Here is a 17,413-nt window from a genome sequence, read left to right on the forward strand (position 1 = left end):
TGGTGCGAGTTCAGGTGCCGAAGGCGGATGAGGGGCATTGGCTCTGGCTCTGGCTCTGGCTTTGGCTGTTGCCATTGCTCTTCGCTCTGGCGCGCAGGATGCGCGCTAACCGGGCCCCGTAAGCGGTGGCGGCTGGGCGAAGGAAAGGCCCGCAGGGTGGGCGCAATGGATTGCGCCCAGTTCGCTGCCAGCACACGGAGGTGCTGTCAGCGAACCCCCGCAGCCCGTCCGCGCAGTCGCAGGGCAGGATGCCCGGAGACCACCGCTTTGGGGTGGTCTTTCTCTTGGTTACTTCTCTTTGACCAAGCAAAGAGAAGTAACTCGCTCGCCGAAGGCGAGTGAAAGCTTTGCTTCTAAATCCACGAATGCACCGCGAAGCGATGCCGAACAGAGCGAAAAGCACAGTCACTGGGTCCCGGCCTACGACGGGACGATGATGTGGGAGTTCAAGCCGCGCAGAAGAGCATTGCGCCTGAAGGCGCTCCTACGGGGGAATCGGAGCGCCGGGAATCGGGGTGAGTCGTTCGCCGCAGGCGAGCGAGAGCGCGGCACGTGCTCAATGAATACGCGACCGATCTGACCGGATCGCATCATGGCGAGGTCAGCAACACGTGATGGAGCTGCAGCCACGCTGGGTCAGTCAGCCAATCCCCCCGATCGAGCCCACTCCTCCTTCAACGCCCCAAGCACCCGAATTCGCTCCTTGCGCATCGCGTCGGCAATCGCCGGCCCGTGCAGGCCGGCTTCGACGAACGGGGCTGCCTTGACCTCGCAGGCGATTTCGAAGGCGCGGCGCAGATAGACACCCTGCGGATAGTCCGTTTCCGTGAGCCCGAGGCGGCCACGCTTGTCCGCTTCGCAGACAGTGGCGAACTGGTCGATCCGCTGCGGCTTGCGAAACGCATCGAGCTTTTCAATCAAACCGAGCAGGGTCTCGGGACGCAACTCGAAGGCGCGGTGGGCGAGCAGGTGCAGGCGGCAGCAGAGCACGCCGAGTTCGGCATGCTCGTTCGGCACGCGCAGGCGTTCGGCGAGGTTGCGCAGCGGTGCGACGCCGCGTTCCTCATGCATGATGTGCTTCGGCAGTTCGTGGGCAGGGGTCAGCGCCTTGCCGAGATCGTGGGTCATCGCGCAGAAGCCGATCAGGTCGTCGCCCGGGGCAAGACGCGCCGCCATGTCGACGACCATCTCGTTGTGCACGCCGGTGTCGATCTCGGGATGGTATTCGGCGCGCTGCGGCACCCCGTACAGCGCGTCGATCTCGGGAAACAGGATGCGCAGCGCGCCGCACGCGCGCAGGCAGCGCAGGAATGCCGACGGCGTCGGTTCGTTCAGGGCCTTGCGCGTCTCGGCCCAGACCCGCTCGGCAACGAGATGGTCGACCTCGCCGGCAGCGACCATGTCGCGCATCAGCTGCATCGTCTCGTCGGCAACGCGAAAGCCGAGCGCTGCGTAGCGGGCGTGGAAGCGGGCTACGCGCAGGATCCGCACCGGATCCTCGGCGAACGCCGGCGAGACGTGGCGAAGCACGCGTTCATCGAGATCGCGCTTGCCATCGAATGGATCGACCAGGCTACCGTCGGTGTTCTCCGCCATCGCGTTGATGGTCAGGTCGCGACGTTCGAGATCCTGCTCGAGGGTGACCGAGGGATCGGCATTGAAGGCAAAGCCGTGGTAGCCCGGTGCGGTCTTGCGCTCGGTCCGGGCCAGCGCGTATTCCTCGTTGTTCTGCGGATGCAGGAACACCGGGAAATCCTTGCCGACCGGGCGATAGCCTTCGGCCAGCATCGCCTCTGGCGTCGAACCGACGACCACGTAATCGACATCGATCGATGGCTTGCCGAGCAGCTTGTCGCGGACCGCGCCGCCGACCCGATAGATCTTCATCGCACGATTGTGCCAGAGCCGCGCAGGCGACGACCGGGTTCAGGCCCCGCGATGCTCCTCGCGGAACGCGTCGAGCTTGGCCTGGCGCCGATCGGCGCCGAGCATCTCGGGCACGATCAGCTCCATCGGCGTCGAGACGATGCCGAGTTCGCCGAGGCCGTCCTTCTCGCCGACCGAATCGACCAGCAGCGAGCGGAAGTTGTCGCGCGATATCGGCTTGCCGGGCAGCCACTCGCCGATCCGCGCCTGCAGATAGCCGAATGCATCGGGCAGGCCGATGATCCAGCAGCGCCGTGCGCTCAGTTCGGCGGTCCAGCGCACGATCTCACGCAAGCTGACCACGCGGGGGCCGAACAGTTCGTAGCTGCGGCCGATCGAATAGGGATGGGCCAGGGCGCGCGTGAAGGCTTCGGCCACGTCGCCCACGTACACCGGCGCAAAGCGCGCCTCGGCGCGCGCCAGCGGCAACACCGGGGCCAGGCGCAACAGTGAGGCGAAACGGAAGAACAGGCCATCGCCCGGGCCGAAGATCACCGAGGGCCGGAAGATCGTCCAAGCCAGGCCCGAATTGCGCACCCGCGTTTCCGCATCGAAGCGGGTGCGCAGGTAGTGGCTGGCGCCATCGCCGGCGCGCAAGGCGCTCATCTGCAGCAGGCGGCGGACACCAGTCTTTCTGCAGGCCGCGATCAGGGTCTCGGTCAGGGCGACATGGGCTTTTTCGAAGCCGCGTCCGTCCGAACCGCGTTCGTTGAGGATACCGACCAGGTTGATCGCGGCGTCGGCGCCTTCGAGCTGGCGCGTCAGCGATGCCGCATCGTGGACATCCGCGTTCTCGACGCGCACGCGCGGCAGCACACCGAGCTCGCGGTGCTGCTCCCGATTGCGCGAAAACACCGTGATGCGATGCCCCGCCGCGTGCAGGCGCGGTACCAAGTGACTGCCGACGAAGCCGGTACCTCCGAGGACGACGATGTTGAGCGGCTTCATCTGCAATTCTCCCGACACATTCCTGACATTTAATCCACTCCAGACACTCTGCCTCGGAAGGATGAGCCGATGAACAGTCTCGCCGACGTTCACATACCCGCGGGCACCCGCCTGCGTGACTATACGCTGCCCGTGCCGGCTATCGTCGATCGCATGCACCGCAGTCAGCAATCCGCGCTTGCGCCAGCCCGCGCCCAGCGCAAGCGCCTGTTCATGTGTGCACCGGATCACTTTGCGGTGAGCTACAGCATCAACCCCTGGATGGACGGCCAGCTCGGTCGTGCCAGCGGCTCACGCGCAAAAGCGCAGTGGACCGCCCTGCGCGAGATTCTCGGCCGGCACGCCACGATCGAGACGATCGACGCGGTGGAGGGCCTGCCGGACATGCCGTTCACCGCCAATGCCGGGTTGTTGCACGATGGGCGATTCGTACCGAGCCGCTTCCGCCACGCCGAGCGCCGCGGCGAGGAAGCCCATTTCATCGAATGGTTCCGTCGGCACGGCGTCGAGATCGGTCGCCTGCCCGGACGCATCCTCTTTGAAGGTGCCGGCGACGCCCTGTTCGACGAAGCGATCGCCCTGCTCTGGATGGGCCATGGGCAGCGCAGCGAATTCGCAGCGGCGGCCGGCCTGGCCCGCCTGCTCGATGTCGACACGGTTCCGCTGCGCCTGGTCGATCCGCGCTTCTACCACCTCGATACGTGCTTCTGTCCCTTGCCGCGCGGCGTGCTGCTCTGGTATCCGGCCGCCTTCGACGAGGACTCACGCGCCCTGGTCGAATCGCGCATCCACTCCTCGCAGCGAATCGCCGTCGATGAAGCCGACGCGCTGGCCTTCGCCTGCAACGCGATCAGCCTCGGCAGCGCGGTCGTGCTGCACCGGGCCAGTGGCAGGCTCAAGCGCCAGCTCGACGATGCCGGATTCACCGTCATCGAAACCGCGCTCAACGAGTTTCACAAGGCCGGCGGTTCGGCAAAGCGTCTGACTTTGAGGATGGAGTGACGTGCGGACGCAAGACGGTACAACCGCAAGGTGGTTTCACCCGTTTGGCGGCGAAGCTGCGGATGAATTCGTCGAATCCGCCGCGGGCGCCGGACACACCACCGCCTTGCGCTGGGTCGAGTCCTTCGGCGCCTGGTAGGGCTGGCCGATCTTCGGCAGGCGGGCGACCAGCGGCACCACGGTCGTGTTCAGGCGCCAATCGTAGATGACGCTGAAGGCGAGCACGCGGGCGACGTATTCGCGGGTTTCCTTGTACGGGATCGTTTCGATGAAGAAGTCCGGTTCGAGGTTGCCGCGCGCTGCGAGCCAGCGGCCGACCGGCGCGCCACCGGCGTTGTAGGCCGCGCTGGCCAGCCATGGGCTGCCCTGGTACTGGTCGGCCATCTGGCCGAGGAAGATGGTGCCGAGCTGGATATTGAGGGCCGGGTCGAACAGGTCGCTCGGTCGCGAATAGGACAGCTTGGTCGCGCGCGCGACCTTCTGTGCTACCGAGGGCAGCAGCTGCATGAGGCCGTAGGCATCGGCGTGCGAGCGCGCATCGCTCATCCAGGCGCTTTCAGCGCGGATGATGCCATAGGACCAGGCCGGATCGATGCCGACGTCGCGGGCCACGCGGGTCACCCGCGATTTCTGTGCAAGTGGAAAACGCTGCTCATAGTAGGTCAGGGTATCGTCGGACGACGAGAGCAGGAAGATCGCGCGATCGAACCAGTCATTCCGGTAGGCGGCGTCGGCAGCGAGGCGGCGTTGTTCAGGCGTCAGCTTCGGCAGGGCGAAATTCCATTCGCGACGCGCCCGGGTCAGGTCGCCGAGGGCGTGGAATTCGAAGGCCCGGGCCAGGTCCGGTTGCGCGGCCACGGCGGCCTCGTCGGGCTTGCTCGCTACGACAGCAGTCGGGCAGATCGCATACGGTGCGCCAATCCAGTCGGCAGCGAGGAATCCATGGAAGTTGGCCTCGGTGGCGACGGCGGCGAACAACGGTGCCGCTTCGGCGTCGCGGCCGAGCTTGCTCAAGATCCGCGCACGCAGATAACGCCAGCGGGCATCGGCCTTCTGTTCGTCGCTCATCGCATCGAGCGCGGCCAGTGTTTCATTCCAGTCCTGCGCGGCCAGGGCGACGCGCACGCGCCATTCGCGTGAGGAATCGTCTTCGGCCTCGGCCGGCAACGCCTTCAAGCGCGCCAGTGCGTCATCTTCGAAGCTGGTCGAACGATAGACGGCGATCGCGTTGAGAATGCGGTTCTTCTGTGGCGGGTCCCAGGCGAACCGGCCTTCGAGGCTGGTCCAGAGCGTTTCCGCGGCGCTGCTGTCGCGGCGCGCATAACGCAACAGGCCATAGGAAATCGCATCGCGATTGCGCGGTGTATCGGACCAGCCCGTGGCCTTGGCCAGCACGTTGCCCGGATCGCGCACCGCGTCGGCAATGCGTTGCGCCGACGCCTTGTCTTCCCCGTCAAGCAGCCTGGCGATGGCGGCTACGGTGCCAGGATTGGCCGCTTCGGCGGCAGCCTCGATGCGCTTCCAGATCTCTACGTCGGTCAAAACACCGTTCTGGCGTGCCCAGGCGAACAGCGGATCACAGCTGTCCGGCGTCGGTCGCGGTTGCAGCCACAGCGCGGCGATGTCGCCGGCATAGTCGGGTTTCTCGCCAGCCGCAATGCGCGCGCGCTGCCACGCGCAGCGCAGGTCGGCCGAGCTACTGTCGTTCCAGAGCGCGCGAAACGATGGCCAGTCGCTGGCGGTTGCGTAGCGGCGCAGGGCCGACTCACGAAGATCCCGGGCGGCCAGGGTCTCCGGCCAGCGTTTGATGAAGGTCTGGACCTGGGCCAGGGTTGGTTGGCCGCGATTGCGTTCGAGCAGGGCGAGGTCGATGTAGGGCAGCAGCGGATAGTCGCCGAGGTCGACAATGTAGGGCTTCCAGGCATCCGCAGCACCGTGTTCTATCTCGTTGATGGCATTGCGGAAATGCTGGCGCTGCTCGCTGAGTTTGGGTGCAGCGGCGCGGGCGTCGGGGGCGGGAAGAGGGAAGAAGCAGCACGTGAACGCGCAGGCGATTGCGGAGAAAAACTTCGTTTTTGGCATGCCCTCAGTGTAACGCGCGGCCCGGCTCCCCCGATGAATCGACTCCGCATGCTGCGCTGCAACGGAAGCGCCGGACGCCGCCACCCACCAACCGCAACTGACGACCGGCCAGCTTTCGTGCAAGCGCATGAAATATAAGGATATCTCCGGTAAATAGGTCGAATCTTTCGGAAATGTGACCAACGGCTATGGCACTTTCTGAACGTTTGATTTACATTTTTTTTATTTTCGGGCGTCGAGCCCCCGACCGACGCCTACTTTCGCTGTCTGCTTGCCCACTACCACGGAGAGACGTCAATGAAGCTTCGCATTCGCACTATCAGCTGGGCCGTGCAAACGGCACTCGCTGCGGGATTGGTCGGCGTTCCCGCTACCGCCGTCTTTGCGCAGCCCGAGCGCGGCGATGACGCACAACGCCTCGAGGCGATCCAGGTTACTGGCTCGCGCATCAAGAAGGCCGAAATCGAAGGCCAGACTCCGGTCCAGGTGATCAGCGCAGCCGATATCGCGGCGACCGGCCTCGGCTCGATCGGCGATGTCATCCAGCGTCTTTCGGTCAGCGGCTCCTCGCTCAACACCAAGTTCAACTCGGCCGGCAACTTCGGCTTCAGTCCGGACGGGTCGGGCGTCGGCTCGGGCTCGACCACGGTGTCGCTGCGCAACCTCGGCGCCAAGCGCACCCTGATCCTCGTCGACGGCCTGCGCTGGGTTGGTGAGTCCTCGGCCTCGGGCGTGTCTGCCGCGGTCGATCTCAACACGATTCCGGCCAGCGCGGTCGATCGCATCGAAATCCTGACCGATGGCGCCTCGTCGCTGTACGGCTCCGACGCGATCGCCGGCGTCGTCAACATCATCACCAAGAAGAAGCAGGACGGCGGCAGCGCGCGCCTCTACTACGGCGACTACTCGACCGGCGACGGCCAGACCCAGCAGGCCAACGTCTCGCTCGGCGGCAGCGGCGAGCGTCATGATTTCTTCCTCGATGTCAGCCACTACGACCAGCACCGCATCAGCTCGAACGACTGGGAGCAGTCGCGCTATCCGACGCCGGGCATCGGCGGTGCGGTGAATCCGGCCACCTGGAGTTCGGCGACGCCGAATGGACGCCAGGTCTTCGCCCCGGCCGATCCGACCGAGACTTTCGGTGGCCTTTGCCCGGTCGACGGTGGCGCATCGTTCTGCAATCTGTCGGGTGATGGGGCCGGCGGTTTTCGTCCATGGACCAATGCCGAGCGCTTCAATTTCTCACCGTACAACCTGCTGCTGACGCCGTCCAAGCGCACCTCGTTCTTCGGTCAGGGCACCTATCGCATCACCGACCACGTGAACTGGAACATCAAGGGCACCTATACCAAGCGTGAGTCGGTCAACCAGGCCGCGCCCGAGCCGATCTTCCTCGGCTCCGAAGCAGGCAGTGGCGGCCTCGCCGACTTCGTCGGCATCGATGCGAGCAACCCCTACAACCCGTTCGGCACGATCAGCCCGGAAGGTTCGTTCATCACGCGCCGTCCCGTCGAGGGCGGTCCACGCATCTTCACCCAGGATGTCGACACGAGCTATTTCACGACCGGCCTGAACGGCGATTTCTCCGCGGGCGATCGCCAGTTCTTCTGGGACGTCAACTACGTCACCGGCGAGAACAGGGCGACCCAGAACGTCCGCGGCACCTACAACATCGCCCATATCCAGCGTGCGCTCGGCCCGGTCGCCGACTGCACGGCACCGTGCGTGCCGCTCAACATCTTCGGCGGCCCGGGTTCCATCACCCAGGACATGCTCGACTACATCCTGTTCAACGAAGTCGACCGCAGCAAGCAGAAGGTGACCACCTGGACGGCCAATATCTCGGGCGACCTGATCGAGATGCCGGCCGGTGCGCTGGCCTTTGCCAGTGGCTACGAGCACCGCAAGCAGAGCGGTTCGTACACGCCCGATTCGGTCGTCACTGCCGGTGAATCCAATGGCGTGCCTTCGGGCCCGACCAGCGGTGACTACTCGGTCAACGAGTTCTATGTCGAGCTCAACGCGCCACTGGTGGCCGACGCATCCTTCGCCAAGCACCTCGATCTGAGTGTCGCCTCGCGCTATTCCGACTACTCGAACTTCGGCAGCACGACCAACAGCAAGATCGGCCTGCGCTGGCAGCTCAACGACGACCTGACCCTGCGCGGCACCTGGGCCGAAGGATTCCGCGCGCCGTCGATCGGCGAGCTGTATGGCACCTTCGCGCGCTTCGATGCGCAGATCCAGGATCCATGCAACGGCGCGACCGGCCAGCAGGGTGCCAACTGTGAGGCGCTTGGTGTCCCGAATCCGGCCACTTTCGAGCAGGCCAACGCGCAGATTTCGGTGGTGACAGGCGGCAACTCGAACCTGAAACCCGAAACGTCCAAGAGCCTCACCCTCGGTGCGGTGTACAGCCCAAGCTGGGGCGAAAACACGAGCTGGTCGCAGAAGCTCGATTTCGAGGTGACCTACTACAACATCAAGATCAAGGACGCGATCCAGGCTTCCGATGCACAGACCCAGCTCAGGCGCTGTGTCGACACCCTGGACCCGATCTTCTGCGACGGCATCAGCCGTTCCTCTGGCGGAAACATCAATGGCTTCGACAACACCCTGTTCAACCTCGGCAAGATCAATACCAAGGGAGTCGATCTCGGCATCAGCTGGCTCGGCAACGAGACCGGAATCGGCACGTTCGGAGCCAGTTTCTCGGCGACGCGCGTCTCGAGCTATGAAGCCATCGCGACCGACTCGGGCCTGACCGAACCGCGTGTGGTCGGTGTCGAGGTCAATGACAGTGCAATCCCGGACTGGCGCGCCACGGCCCGCCTGAACTGGTCGATCGGCGACGTCAATGTGAGCTGGACGGCGCGCTACACCTCGGATCTCAACGAGTCGTGCGGTGGCGAAGACGGCTTCCGTGATCTTGCCCTTTGCAGCGACCCGAATGCCGGCGCCGTCAGCAGTACTGGTCCGTCCGGTCTCAACCATCTCGGCTCGACCACCTTCCATGACCTGCGCGCGAGCTGGAAGTTGCCGACCGAGCTCGACCTGACCATCGCCGGCGGCATCAACAACATCACCGACAAGGAACCGCCAATCTGCGGTAGCTGCTCGCTGAACGGCTACGATGCCTCGACCTATGACCTGCCAGGTCGCTTCAGCTATGTGGAAGCCAGCATCAAGTTCTGACTGTTTGGCGTCATTGCACGATCTCCGGGGCCGCCTTGCGCGGCCCCTTTTTTTTCCGAATTATATACTTGACAAACCCACGAGAATCGGCATAATAGAGCGATTCTCGGGAGTTTCGTCATGGCAAAGGCAGACATTTTAGCCCCTCACTTTCAGGACGCGGACAAGGCCCGCGAATATCTGGAAGCGTTGCGCTGGCCGAATGGCCCAGTCTGCCCGCATTGCGGCTCGCTGGACGCTCACTATCTCCTGAACGGGAAGGCACACCGCCCGGGCTTGCTGAAGTGCAAAGACTGCCGCAAGCAGTTCACGGTCACTGTGAACACCGTGTTTGCTGGCAGCAAGATTCCGCTGAACAAGTGGCTCCTTGCCGTGCACCTGATGTGCGCCAGCAAGAAGGCCATCAGTTCGCACCAGATTCACCGCATGCTGGGCATCACGTACAAGTCGGCGTGGTTCATGACCCACCGCATCCGCGAGGCCATGAAGCCGAACGGCGGCGGCTTGCTTGGGTCGGGCGGCGGCACGGTCGAGGCGGACGAAACGTACTGGGGTACGTCGAAGCCGAAGCCGAAAGGCGCACGTGGCTATGACCACCAGATGAAGATCGTTTCGCTGGTCGAGCGTGGCGGTGAGAAGCGCACCGTTCATGTTGGATCGGTCAATGCGGCCTCAGTCCGTGAGATTCTGAAGAAGCATGTTTGCCCGACCGCGAACCTGATGACGGACGAGGCCAGCGTTTACACCAAGGTCGGCCGTGAGTTCGCCTCGCATGGCGTCGTCCGCCACAAGGTGAAGGAATACGCGCGGGGTCCGGTCACGACCAACACGGTCGAAGCCAGCTTCAGCTTGCTAAAGCGCGGCCTGATCGGTACGTTCCACCACGTAGGCGAGCAGCATTTGCAGCGTTACGTGACCGAGTTCGATTTTCGCTGGAATACTCGGACTAGCATGGGATTCACAGACGTTGAACGTTACAAAACCTTGCTTGGTCAGATTGGCGGCAGAAGGTTGATGTACCGGGACTCCTGAAAGCCCAGGCTTCGATGGGGGCCCCGAAAGTTGATGCTCCCGAGGGTGCGAAGATGATCGAAGACGACATCTACACATTCAAGATTGACGCCTACACGCCTGAGACCATCCCGATGGCTCGGCTTGCAGAATACATGGCAGTCCTCGCTGAAATTTTCGGCGAGCAGGGTAGTGTGCACTTTCAAAAAATCGTTCCCGGAAGTGTCAAGATTCTAAGTCGCGTTGAGCGGGAAGCCGTCGTGCGGGTTCGCCAAAACATCGTAAGCGCGCGATCGGGTGATGGACGCCCTGAAGGCGCTTCGGCTTTCAAGAAAACCAATGAAATGTTGCGCACCGACAACGCAGTGGGCGACTTGAGTCTACGTGACGACAATATATTGGAATTTCCGGGGCGGAAAGAAGTTAGACCGCCGAAGCTAGGCCCATTCAATCAGGGTATCGAGAGAGATGGGGTCATCGTCCGTGTTGGTGGGCGCGACAAAAGCGCTCACGTAAGTATCGAGAGCAGCGACAAGGAATCGTTGAGCTTCGAAGTGACGAGAGAGCTGGCTGTGAGGCTGGCTCCATTTCTCTACGGAAAGCCGATTCGCCTCATTGGTAGCGGTAGGTTTGTCCGAAACGAAGACGGAGTTTGGACGCACTCGGCCTTGAAGGCCCATGATTTCGTGGTTCTCAACGATGAATCGCTTGCGGAGGTTGTTGGAAGAATCCGAGTTGTGCCAGGAGCTTGGAACATTGGAGACGATCCAATCGCAGATTTGCGCTCGCTGCGTAGCGATGAGGGCAACATTCACTGATGGTCGTCATGGACGCGACCGTTCTTCTTTTGCTGTTGTTCCCAACAGCTTCGCCTCCTATTGATCCGAATACAGGTGCGGCGGTAACACGATGCCCGGAACGAATTGACCTTCTTCTTCAGAATCTCAGCAAGGGCCACATTAAGGTCATGATACCGACCCCCGTCCTTGGCGAGCTTCTGGTTAAGGCCGGCCCACAGAAGGCGAAGATAATTTCGGACATTAGTAGCTCATCGGCTTTTCAGGTGCAGCCATTCGACCAGCTCGCAGCAATCGAACTTGCGGAAATTCTGGATGGCAACTCCGGATCAGTTAAGCCACTCACGCCTACCGAGACTAAGGCCAAGGTCAAGTTCGATCGGCAGATTATCGCGATCGCAAAAGTAGCGCAGGTCAAGACGATCTACACAGACGACGGCGGCCTGAGAAATACCGCGGAGAAAAACGGGATAGTCTGTGTTTCGACTCACGAATTACCTTTGCCTCCCGAGCCGCCGCAACGCACGTTGAATTTGATAGTCGGGCCAGATAACCCACCAGATCAAGGGACATGGTGACATGCTTTCGATAGACGACGAACGCGAATCCTCGCGTCAGAGAGAGGACGAAGTCCTCAGGCGGATGCTATCTACGCCGCCGACTCCTCACAAACCGCCCAAGGCTAAGAAGAAGCCAAAGGCAACTAAGAAGAAGCCCGCCTAAAGCGGGCTTTCTCCTTTTAGGGAACGCAATGAGACTGACTGACGAGCAGCACAAGCACCTAGACCGCCTACAGGCGGCAAGCGACTATCACCGCGCTATGGCTGAGCGATTTTCTTCAGGCTCGCTATCAGTTTGGGATCTGGGTCCGGGGTCTGTTGAAGAAGTGCCAGTACCGCCGCTGCTACTACCGCAAGATCGCTCCGAATCGACTTGATCGCGTGGGTATTTGCGTGCAGCTCTGCCTCATCTGCGCCTGAGAAATTGGCCATAACAGTTCCTTTGTCCGCGCCCGGCTGGCGCGACTTCAAGAATACGCCCAGAGCCTTGGGTTTGCCACGTATATAATACCGTTTTTTTTCGCCGGTGGCGGACACTCGGGATTGAAACCCGGGATGCGGCGGCGTCCGCCCCGCGGCACGTCCTTTCGTTGTTCCAGCATCGTTATCTGGATGCATGAGGCGGCTGCAACGGCGGCGACAGGCAGCCAGGCGAGGCAACGGCGCAGGGCGTCGATGCGCGGGCCAGCCGGCTAGAATGGGCAACCCGGAATCTCCAGAAACCCGCCTTGACTTCGATCGCCCTGTCCGCCGGTACCTCGGAAGCTGCGCTGGATGCGCTCGTGCATGCCGTGACCACGAACCAGTTTGCGCTGCCGGACGATGGCCGCGTGTTGTTCCTGCGCGCCCGGGACGGCCATTGGTGGGGCGGGCATTCGCGGGCCCGTTGGGTCTGCCAGCAGAGCTTCAAGCCGTTTGCCGATGCGCTCGAGCGTTCCGGGCTGAATGTGGCCGAGCCCGAGCAAGACGCGCGATTCCCGCTGGTCCTGATCCTGCCGCCGCGCCAGCGCGACGAGGCGCGCGCGCTGTATGCACGCGCCGCTCGGCATCTTGCCGTCGGCGGGACGGTCGCCGCGGCCGTTGCCAACAACGAAGGTGCGCGTACCGGCGAGGGCGATTTCCGCCAGCTGTTCGGGAGTGCGCAGGTGCTGTCGAAACACCATTGCCGGGTGTTCTGGAGCACGCCGGATGCCGACGCCATCGATGCCGGCCTGCTCGCCCAGTGGCAGGCTCTGGACCGGCCGCGGCCGGTCGGCGACGGCCGCTTTGTCAGCCGCCCCGGCCTGTTCGCCTGGAACCGCATCGATGCCGCTTCGGCACTGCTGGCCGCGCATTTGCCCGGGACGATCCGTGGCCGCGTCGCCGACCTCGGCGCCGGCTACGGATATCTGGCCGTCGAGCTGCTGCAACGCTGCGCCGAGATCACGGCCATCGATCTCTATGAAGCCGAGGCGCGCGCGCTCGAACCGGCCCGCATCAATCTCGAGAGTGCCCTCGCCGAGCTTGGGCGAGAGGTCCCGTTCGCCCTGCACTGGCACGATGTCTCACGCGGCCTTCCCGAACGCTATGACGCCATCGTTAGCAATCCGCCGTTCCACCAGGGTCGCGCCGACCAGCCCGAGCTCGGCCTCGCCTTCATCGAGGCGGCGGCGCGGGCACTCGAACCGCACGGACGATTCTTCATGGTCGCCAACCGGCACCTGCCCTACGAGGCGACCCTGGCCGCGCGTTTCTCGCGCGTGCAGACACTGACCATCCAGGACGGCTTCAAGGTCTTCGAAGCCTCTGGAACGCAGGCATGAGGTTGGTCCGGCTGATCGCCAATCTCGGTTACGGCAGTCGCCGCGAAGTGGCGATGATGTTTCGCGAAGGCCGCATCACCGACCCCGCGGGCGACGTGCTCTACGCCGATGACCAGCGCGAACATGCCGACATCCGCGTCGATGGCGAAGCGCTCGATCCGCCGATCGGACTGAGCCTGATGCTGCACAAACCGGTCGGGGTGACCTGTTCGACCAAGGATGTCGGACGCCTGGTCCATGACCTGCTGCCCGAGCGTTTTCGGCTGCGCAATCCGGCCCTGTCGACGGTCGGCCGCCTCGATCGCGATACCTCGGGCCTGCTCCTGCTGACCGACGACGGTGCCCTGCTGCACCGGATCATCTCGCCGAAGTCGGCCGTGGCCAAGATCTATGAAGCGACTCTGGCCGAGGACCTGCGCGGCGATGCAGTCGCGCTTTTCGCCAGCGGCATGCTGATGCTCGAGTCCGAGAAGACGCCGTTGCTGCCGGCCGAACTCGAGATCCTCGAACCGCGACGGGCACGCCTGACCCTGCATGAAGGGCGCTACCACCAGGTCCGGCGCATGTTCGCGGCGGTCGGCAATCACGTGACCGCACTGCATCGCCGTTCGGTCGGCGCGCTGACCCTGGGCGATCTGGCCGAAGGCGAATGGTGCGTGCTGGACGAGCACGACATCGGACGCGTCTTCACCGCGAGGAGAGGCGCATGAACGAGGAATCTTCCGTGGCTTCATCGGCAGCGGACGAGGCGAGCGTGATTGCCGCCACCCGCACCTGGATCGAACGCGCCGTGATCGGACTCAACCTGTGTCCGTTCGCACGCCTGCCCTATCTCGACGGGCGTGTCTGCTTCCGGGTCAGTCGGGCGACCGGAGGCGAAGGCGTGCTCGATGATCTGTGTGGCGAACTGCAGAGCCTTGCTGCCGCCGCTGCGGCCGATTGCGAAACGACCCTGCTGATCGTTCCGCACGCATTTGTCGACTTTCTCGACTTCAACGATTTCCTCGACGAGGCCGATGCCGCGCTCGAAGTGCTCGGTCTCGATGGCGAAATCCAGATCGCCAGCTTCCATCCGGACTACCGGTTTGCCGACAGCGGCCCCGACGACGTCGAGAACTGCAGCAACCGGTCGCCGTTTCCGACCCTGCATCTGCTGCGCGAGAGCAGCATCGAAAGGGCGGTCGAGTCAATCGCCGATACCGACGCGATCTTCGAGCGCAACATCGAAACCCTGCGCCGACTCGGCTGGGAGGGCTGGAAATCGCTCTGGCGCCCGCGCCCCGATGGCGCGTAACATGCCGTCAGAGTAGCCGCTGTCGGCCGCCGCGATGGACGCCGGCAGGCGATCGCGGAATGGAAGGAGATGCGGGACGCCATCCCGCAGCAGGGGGAAAAAGGAGAATGAGCGTACAGTCGACCCTGTGCATGGCGGTCGGGCTGTTTGGCTTGCTGCTGGCCGGCTTCGCCGACGCGACGGTTGAAGCGGTCGAGCTCACCCCGAGTTCCGAGATCGTCGCCCTGGCATCGGCAACGCGCTATGCCGTCGATCCGAGCGCGAAGGCAACCGCGCAGGAACAGTTCGCGCGGATCGACAGCGATGACTTTCAACCGCTTCCGCACAGCAATGCCACGTTCGGTTTCGTCGAAGGGGCGTACTGGTTCCATACGCGTCTGAGCAATCGCGATCCGGATACGCACCGCCGTATCCTGGTCCTGAGCTACGTTCTGCTCGATGAGATCGACGTCTACCTGCGTCGTGCCGATGGCTCCATCACGCACGCGGCCTCAGGCGACAGCCGGCCGTTCAGTGCGCGCGCACTTCGCTACAGGGCACCCAATTTCGTCATCGACCTCGGAACCGGCGAGCAGGGCGACCTGCTCGTCCGCGCACGCAGCAAGAGTTCGATGCAGGTACCGCTCACGCTCTACTCACAGAAGGCGTTCTTCGAATTGGCGCGCGATGCCCAGCTCGGCGTCGGCATCTATTACGGGATGCTGCTGGCATTGCTGCTGTACAACCTCGTCCTGTTCGTCTCATTGCGTGATCAAAACTACCTCTACTACACGCTCTACGTGGCTGGCTTCGGATTCGTCCAGTTATGCCTGAACGGATTGGCGTTCGAATATCTGTGGCCGAACTCGCCGTGGCTGGCCAATGTCGCCGTGCCGGTTTCGATGTCGCTCGGCATGCTCTTCATGCATCAGTTCGTGCGCGTATTCCTCGATTTGAAGCGGTGCATGCCGCTCGGCAACAAGATCATTCTGGGGTTCATCGCCTTCCACACGATCATGTTTGTCCTCTCGTTCATGATCGATTATCGAATCGCCGTGCTGCTCGGCACGGCGGCCGTATTCCCCGGAGCGACCGCGATCCTACTGGTCTCGCTGATCCTGGTCCGCCGCGGTGACCCGGCCGCGCGCATCCTGATGGTTGCCTGGACCATGCTGCTGATCGGTACCGCCGCCTATGCCATGGTCTCCTTTGGCTTTTTGCCGAAGGTCTTCCTGACCGAGTACGGCATGCAGGTCGGTTCAGCGCTCGAAATGATTCTCCTGTCCTTCGCCCTGGCCTATCGCTTTGCCGTCCTGCGTGATGAAAACGTGCGCATCGTGGAGTCGGCCAGGAACGAACTCGAACGACGTGTCGACGAACGCACGCTCGAGTTGTCGACCACCCTGACCGAACTGGCGCATGCCAACGATCGCCTGCGCGAATCGAGTCTTCGCGACGGTTTGACCGGCGCCTACAACCGGCGCTATTTCGACGCCGCATTCGAGCCCCTGCTCGAGGAATGTCGTGCCGCCGGAAAGCCATTCAGCGTGCTGGTCGCCGATATCGACCATTTCAAGCACATCAATGACGAGGCCGGGCACCTGGTCGGCGACGATTGCCTGCGCCTGGCAGCCAGCGTGGTCGGGCAGATCGTCGGGCAGGGCGGCAGCGTGGTCCGGTACGGTGGCGAGGAATTCGTCGTGCTCCTTCCGGGCGTCGACGAGCCCGCGATGCGCGACTGCGCGGAGGCCATCCGTTTCCGCATCGCCGATTCGCCGTTGACCATCAATGGTGAGTCGCTGTCGATGACGATCAGCATCGGAGGCGCGACCTCGCGCGCCGATCAGGATGGCTCGGCGATGTCGCTGCTGCAGAGGGCGGATGCCGCGATGTACTCGGCCAAGCATGATGGCCGCAACCGGATCGCCATCGCCTGAGCGGCGACGTCGTGGAATCTCAGCTGGCCTGGGCCGGTCCGACGAGCTGCAAGCGTTCGGGCAACCTGACCGTTGCCGCGATCGGCAGGTGATCGGAGACGAGGTGGGGCAGGGTGCGCAGTTCGTCGACCTCGATCGTCGAAGAGCCGAGGATATGGTCGATGGCCCGGTTCGGCGCCCAGCTCGGGAACGTGGCCGGTGGCCGCGACGGCGGCACCAGCGAGGTGCGCTTGAACAGGGTGCGCAGTTCGGGACTCTCGATCGGCGTGTTGAGATCGCCGATCAGCAGCGCGTTCGCATGGCCTTCGAGCAACTCGGTGATGTAGCCGAGCTGGTGCGCACGCGCCTGCGGCCCGAGCGAAAGGTGGGCAATCAGGACGACCAGGGATTGTTCGCCGCTGCCGTAGCGGACCCAGAGCACGCCGCGCCCGCGAATGCGACCCGGTAGCGGGTAGTCGAGAATCTCGCTCGGCTTGAGTTTCGAGAGCAGCCCATTGCTCGACGCGGCGACCTTGGCCACCTTGCGGTTGGGCTGATGGCTCCAGTACGGAAAGCCGGCGTTCTCGGCCAGGTATTGGGTCTGGTTGAGGAAGCCCGAGCGCAGGCTGCCGAAATCGGCTTCCTGCAGCGCAACCAGGTCGAACTCGGGAAGGATTTCGGCGAGACCGTCCAGGTTGGCGCGCTTGCCGGTCGGCAGTACATGCTTCCAGCTGTGCGTCACGTATTCGCGATAGCGCTTGACGCTGCCGCCGGCGAGGATGTTGCAGCTCAGCACGCGAAGGTGCGTGGTGGCGGGGTTGGCGCTGGGGGCGGAGTTCTGGGTCATTGCTGGAAAAAGGGTCCCGGAGTCACGCCGGGTACGGGCATCGAGAATGGC

Annotated in this window: 14 protein-coding genes; 9 read left to right on the forward strand and 5 right to left on the reverse strand. The window is 63.4% G+C overall.

Going from position 1 to position 17,413, the window contains the following annotated elements; all coding sequences use genetic code 11:
* Positions 1–636: 636 nt before the first annotated feature.
* Entirely contained in the window at positions 637–1,887 is a 1,251-nt protein-coding gene (locus BM125_RS15000; protein WP_092409434.1) for a multifunctional CCA addition/repair protein, read from the reverse strand.
* A 39-nt stretch (positions 1,888–1,926) separates the two neighbouring features.
* Positions 1,927–2,874, reverse strand: coding sequence for a complex I NDUFA9 subunit family protein (locus BM125_RS15005; RefSeq protein WP_092409436.1), 948 nt, complete (start codon positions 2,872–2,874; stop codon positions 1,927–1,929).
* Between the two features lie 69 nt (positions 2,875–2,943).
* Here BM125_RS15005 and BM125_RS15010 point away from each other — a divergent pair, with 69 nt between their 5' ends.
* Positions 2,944–3,876, forward strand: a complete 933-nt coding sequence (locus BM125_RS15010; protein WP_245778943.1) for a dimethylarginine dimethylaminohydrolase family protein — start codon at positions 2,944–2,946, stop codon at positions 3,874–3,876.
* 36 nt (positions 3,877–3,912) lie between these two features.
* Here the strand turns inward: BM125_RS15010 and BM125_RS15015 are convergent, their stop codons facing one another.
* A complete protein-coding gene (locus BM125_RS15015; RefSeq protein ID WP_175498114.1) occupies positions 3,913–5,958 on the reverse strand; it encodes a transglycosylase SLT domain-containing protein in 2,046 nt (681 codons plus the stop codon).
* A 297-nt stretch (positions 5,959–6,255) separates the two neighbouring features.
* Between BM125_RS15015 and BM125_RS15020 the strand changes: the two genes are divergently transcribed.
* The 4 genes from BM125_RS15020 to BM125_RS15035 all read left to right on the forward strand — a co-directional run bounded on the left by BM125_RS15020 (position 6,256) and on the right by BM125_RS15035 (position 11,542).
* Positions 6,256–9,156, forward strand: a complete 2,901-nt coding sequence (locus BM125_RS15020; protein ID WP_092409440.1) for a TonB-dependent receptor plug domain-containing protein — start codon at positions 6,256–6,258, stop codon at positions 9,154–9,156.
* A 120-nt stretch (positions 9,157–9,276) separates the two neighbouring features.
* A complete protein-coding gene (locus BM125_RS15025; RefSeq protein WP_092409442.1) occupies positions 9,277–10,188 on the forward strand; it encodes an IS1595 family transposase in 912 nt (303 codons plus the stop codon).
* 53 nt (positions 10,189–10,241) lie between these two features.
* A complete protein-coding gene (locus BM125_RS15030) occupies positions 10,242–10,985 on the forward strand; it encodes a hypothetical protein (protein ID WP_139225040.1) in 744 nt (247 codons plus the stop codon).
* A gap of 8 nt (positions 10,986–10,993) precedes the next feature.
* Positions 10,994–11,542, forward strand: a complete 549-nt coding sequence (locus BM125_RS15035; protein WP_139225041.1) for a hypothetical protein — start codon at positions 10,994–10,996, stop codon at positions 11,540–11,542.
* Between the two features lie 240 nt (positions 11,543–11,782).
* On the opposite strand, the gene BM125_RS19920 is transcribed toward BM125_RS15035, so the two are convergent.
* On the reverse strand, positions 11,783–12,142 hold the full coding sequence (locus tag BM125_RS19920; RefSeq protein ID WP_139225042.1) for a hypothetical protein: 360 nt from the start codon (positions 12,140–12,142) through the stop codon (positions 11,783–11,785).
* A gap of 110 nt (positions 12,143–12,252) precedes the next feature.
* Here BM125_RS19920 and BM125_RS15040 point away from each other — a divergent pair, with 110 nt between their 5' ends.
* The 4 genes from BM125_RS15040 to BM125_RS15055 all read left to right on the forward strand — a co-directional run bounded on the left by BM125_RS15040 (position 12,253) and on the right by BM125_RS15055 (position 16,536).
* Positions 12,253–13,326: a class I SAM-dependent methyltransferase gene (locus tag BM125_RS15040; RefSeq protein WP_092409447.1), complete on the forward strand. Its 1,074-nt coding sequence runs from the start codon at positions 12,253–12,255 to the stop codon at positions 13,324–13,326.
* Positions 13,323–14,036, forward strand: coding sequence for a pseudouridine synthase (locus tag BM125_RS15045; protein WP_092409448.1), 714 nt, complete (start codon positions 13,323–13,325; stop codon positions 14,034–14,036). Before BM125_RS15040 ends, BM125_RS15045 begins: the two co-directional genes overlap by 4 nt.
* Positions 14,033–14,620 carry a DUF1415 domain-containing protein gene (locus BM125_RS15050; RefSeq protein ID WP_092409449.1) on the forward strand — a complete coding sequence of 196 codons (588 nt, stop codon included), beginning with the start codon at positions 14,033–14,035 and terminating at the stop codon, positions 14,618–14,620. Before BM125_RS15045 ends, BM125_RS15050 begins: the two co-directional genes overlap by 4 nt.
* 107 nt (positions 14,621–14,727) lie before the next feature.
* Positions 14,728–16,536, forward strand: coding sequence for a sensor domain-containing diguanylate cyclase (locus BM125_RS15055; protein WP_175498115.1), 1,809 nt, complete (start codon positions 14,728–14,730; stop codon positions 16,534–16,536).
* A 19-nt stretch (positions 16,537–16,555) separates the two neighbouring features.
* Here the strand turns inward: BM125_RS15055 and BM125_RS15060 are convergent, their stop codons facing one another.
* Positions 16,556–17,362: an endonuclease/exonuclease/phosphatase family protein gene (locus BM125_RS15060; protein ID WP_092409451.1), complete on the reverse strand. Its 807-nt coding sequence runs from the start codon at positions 17,360–17,362 to the stop codon at positions 16,556–16,558.
* Positions 17,363–17,413: the final 51 nt, after the last annotated feature.

The sequence above is a fragment of the Dokdonella immobilis genome, from assembly GCF_900115085.1.
Classification (GTDB): domain Bacteria; phylum Pseudomonadota; class Gammaproteobacteria; order Xanthomonadales; family Rhodanobacteraceae; genus Dokdonella; species Dokdonella immobilis.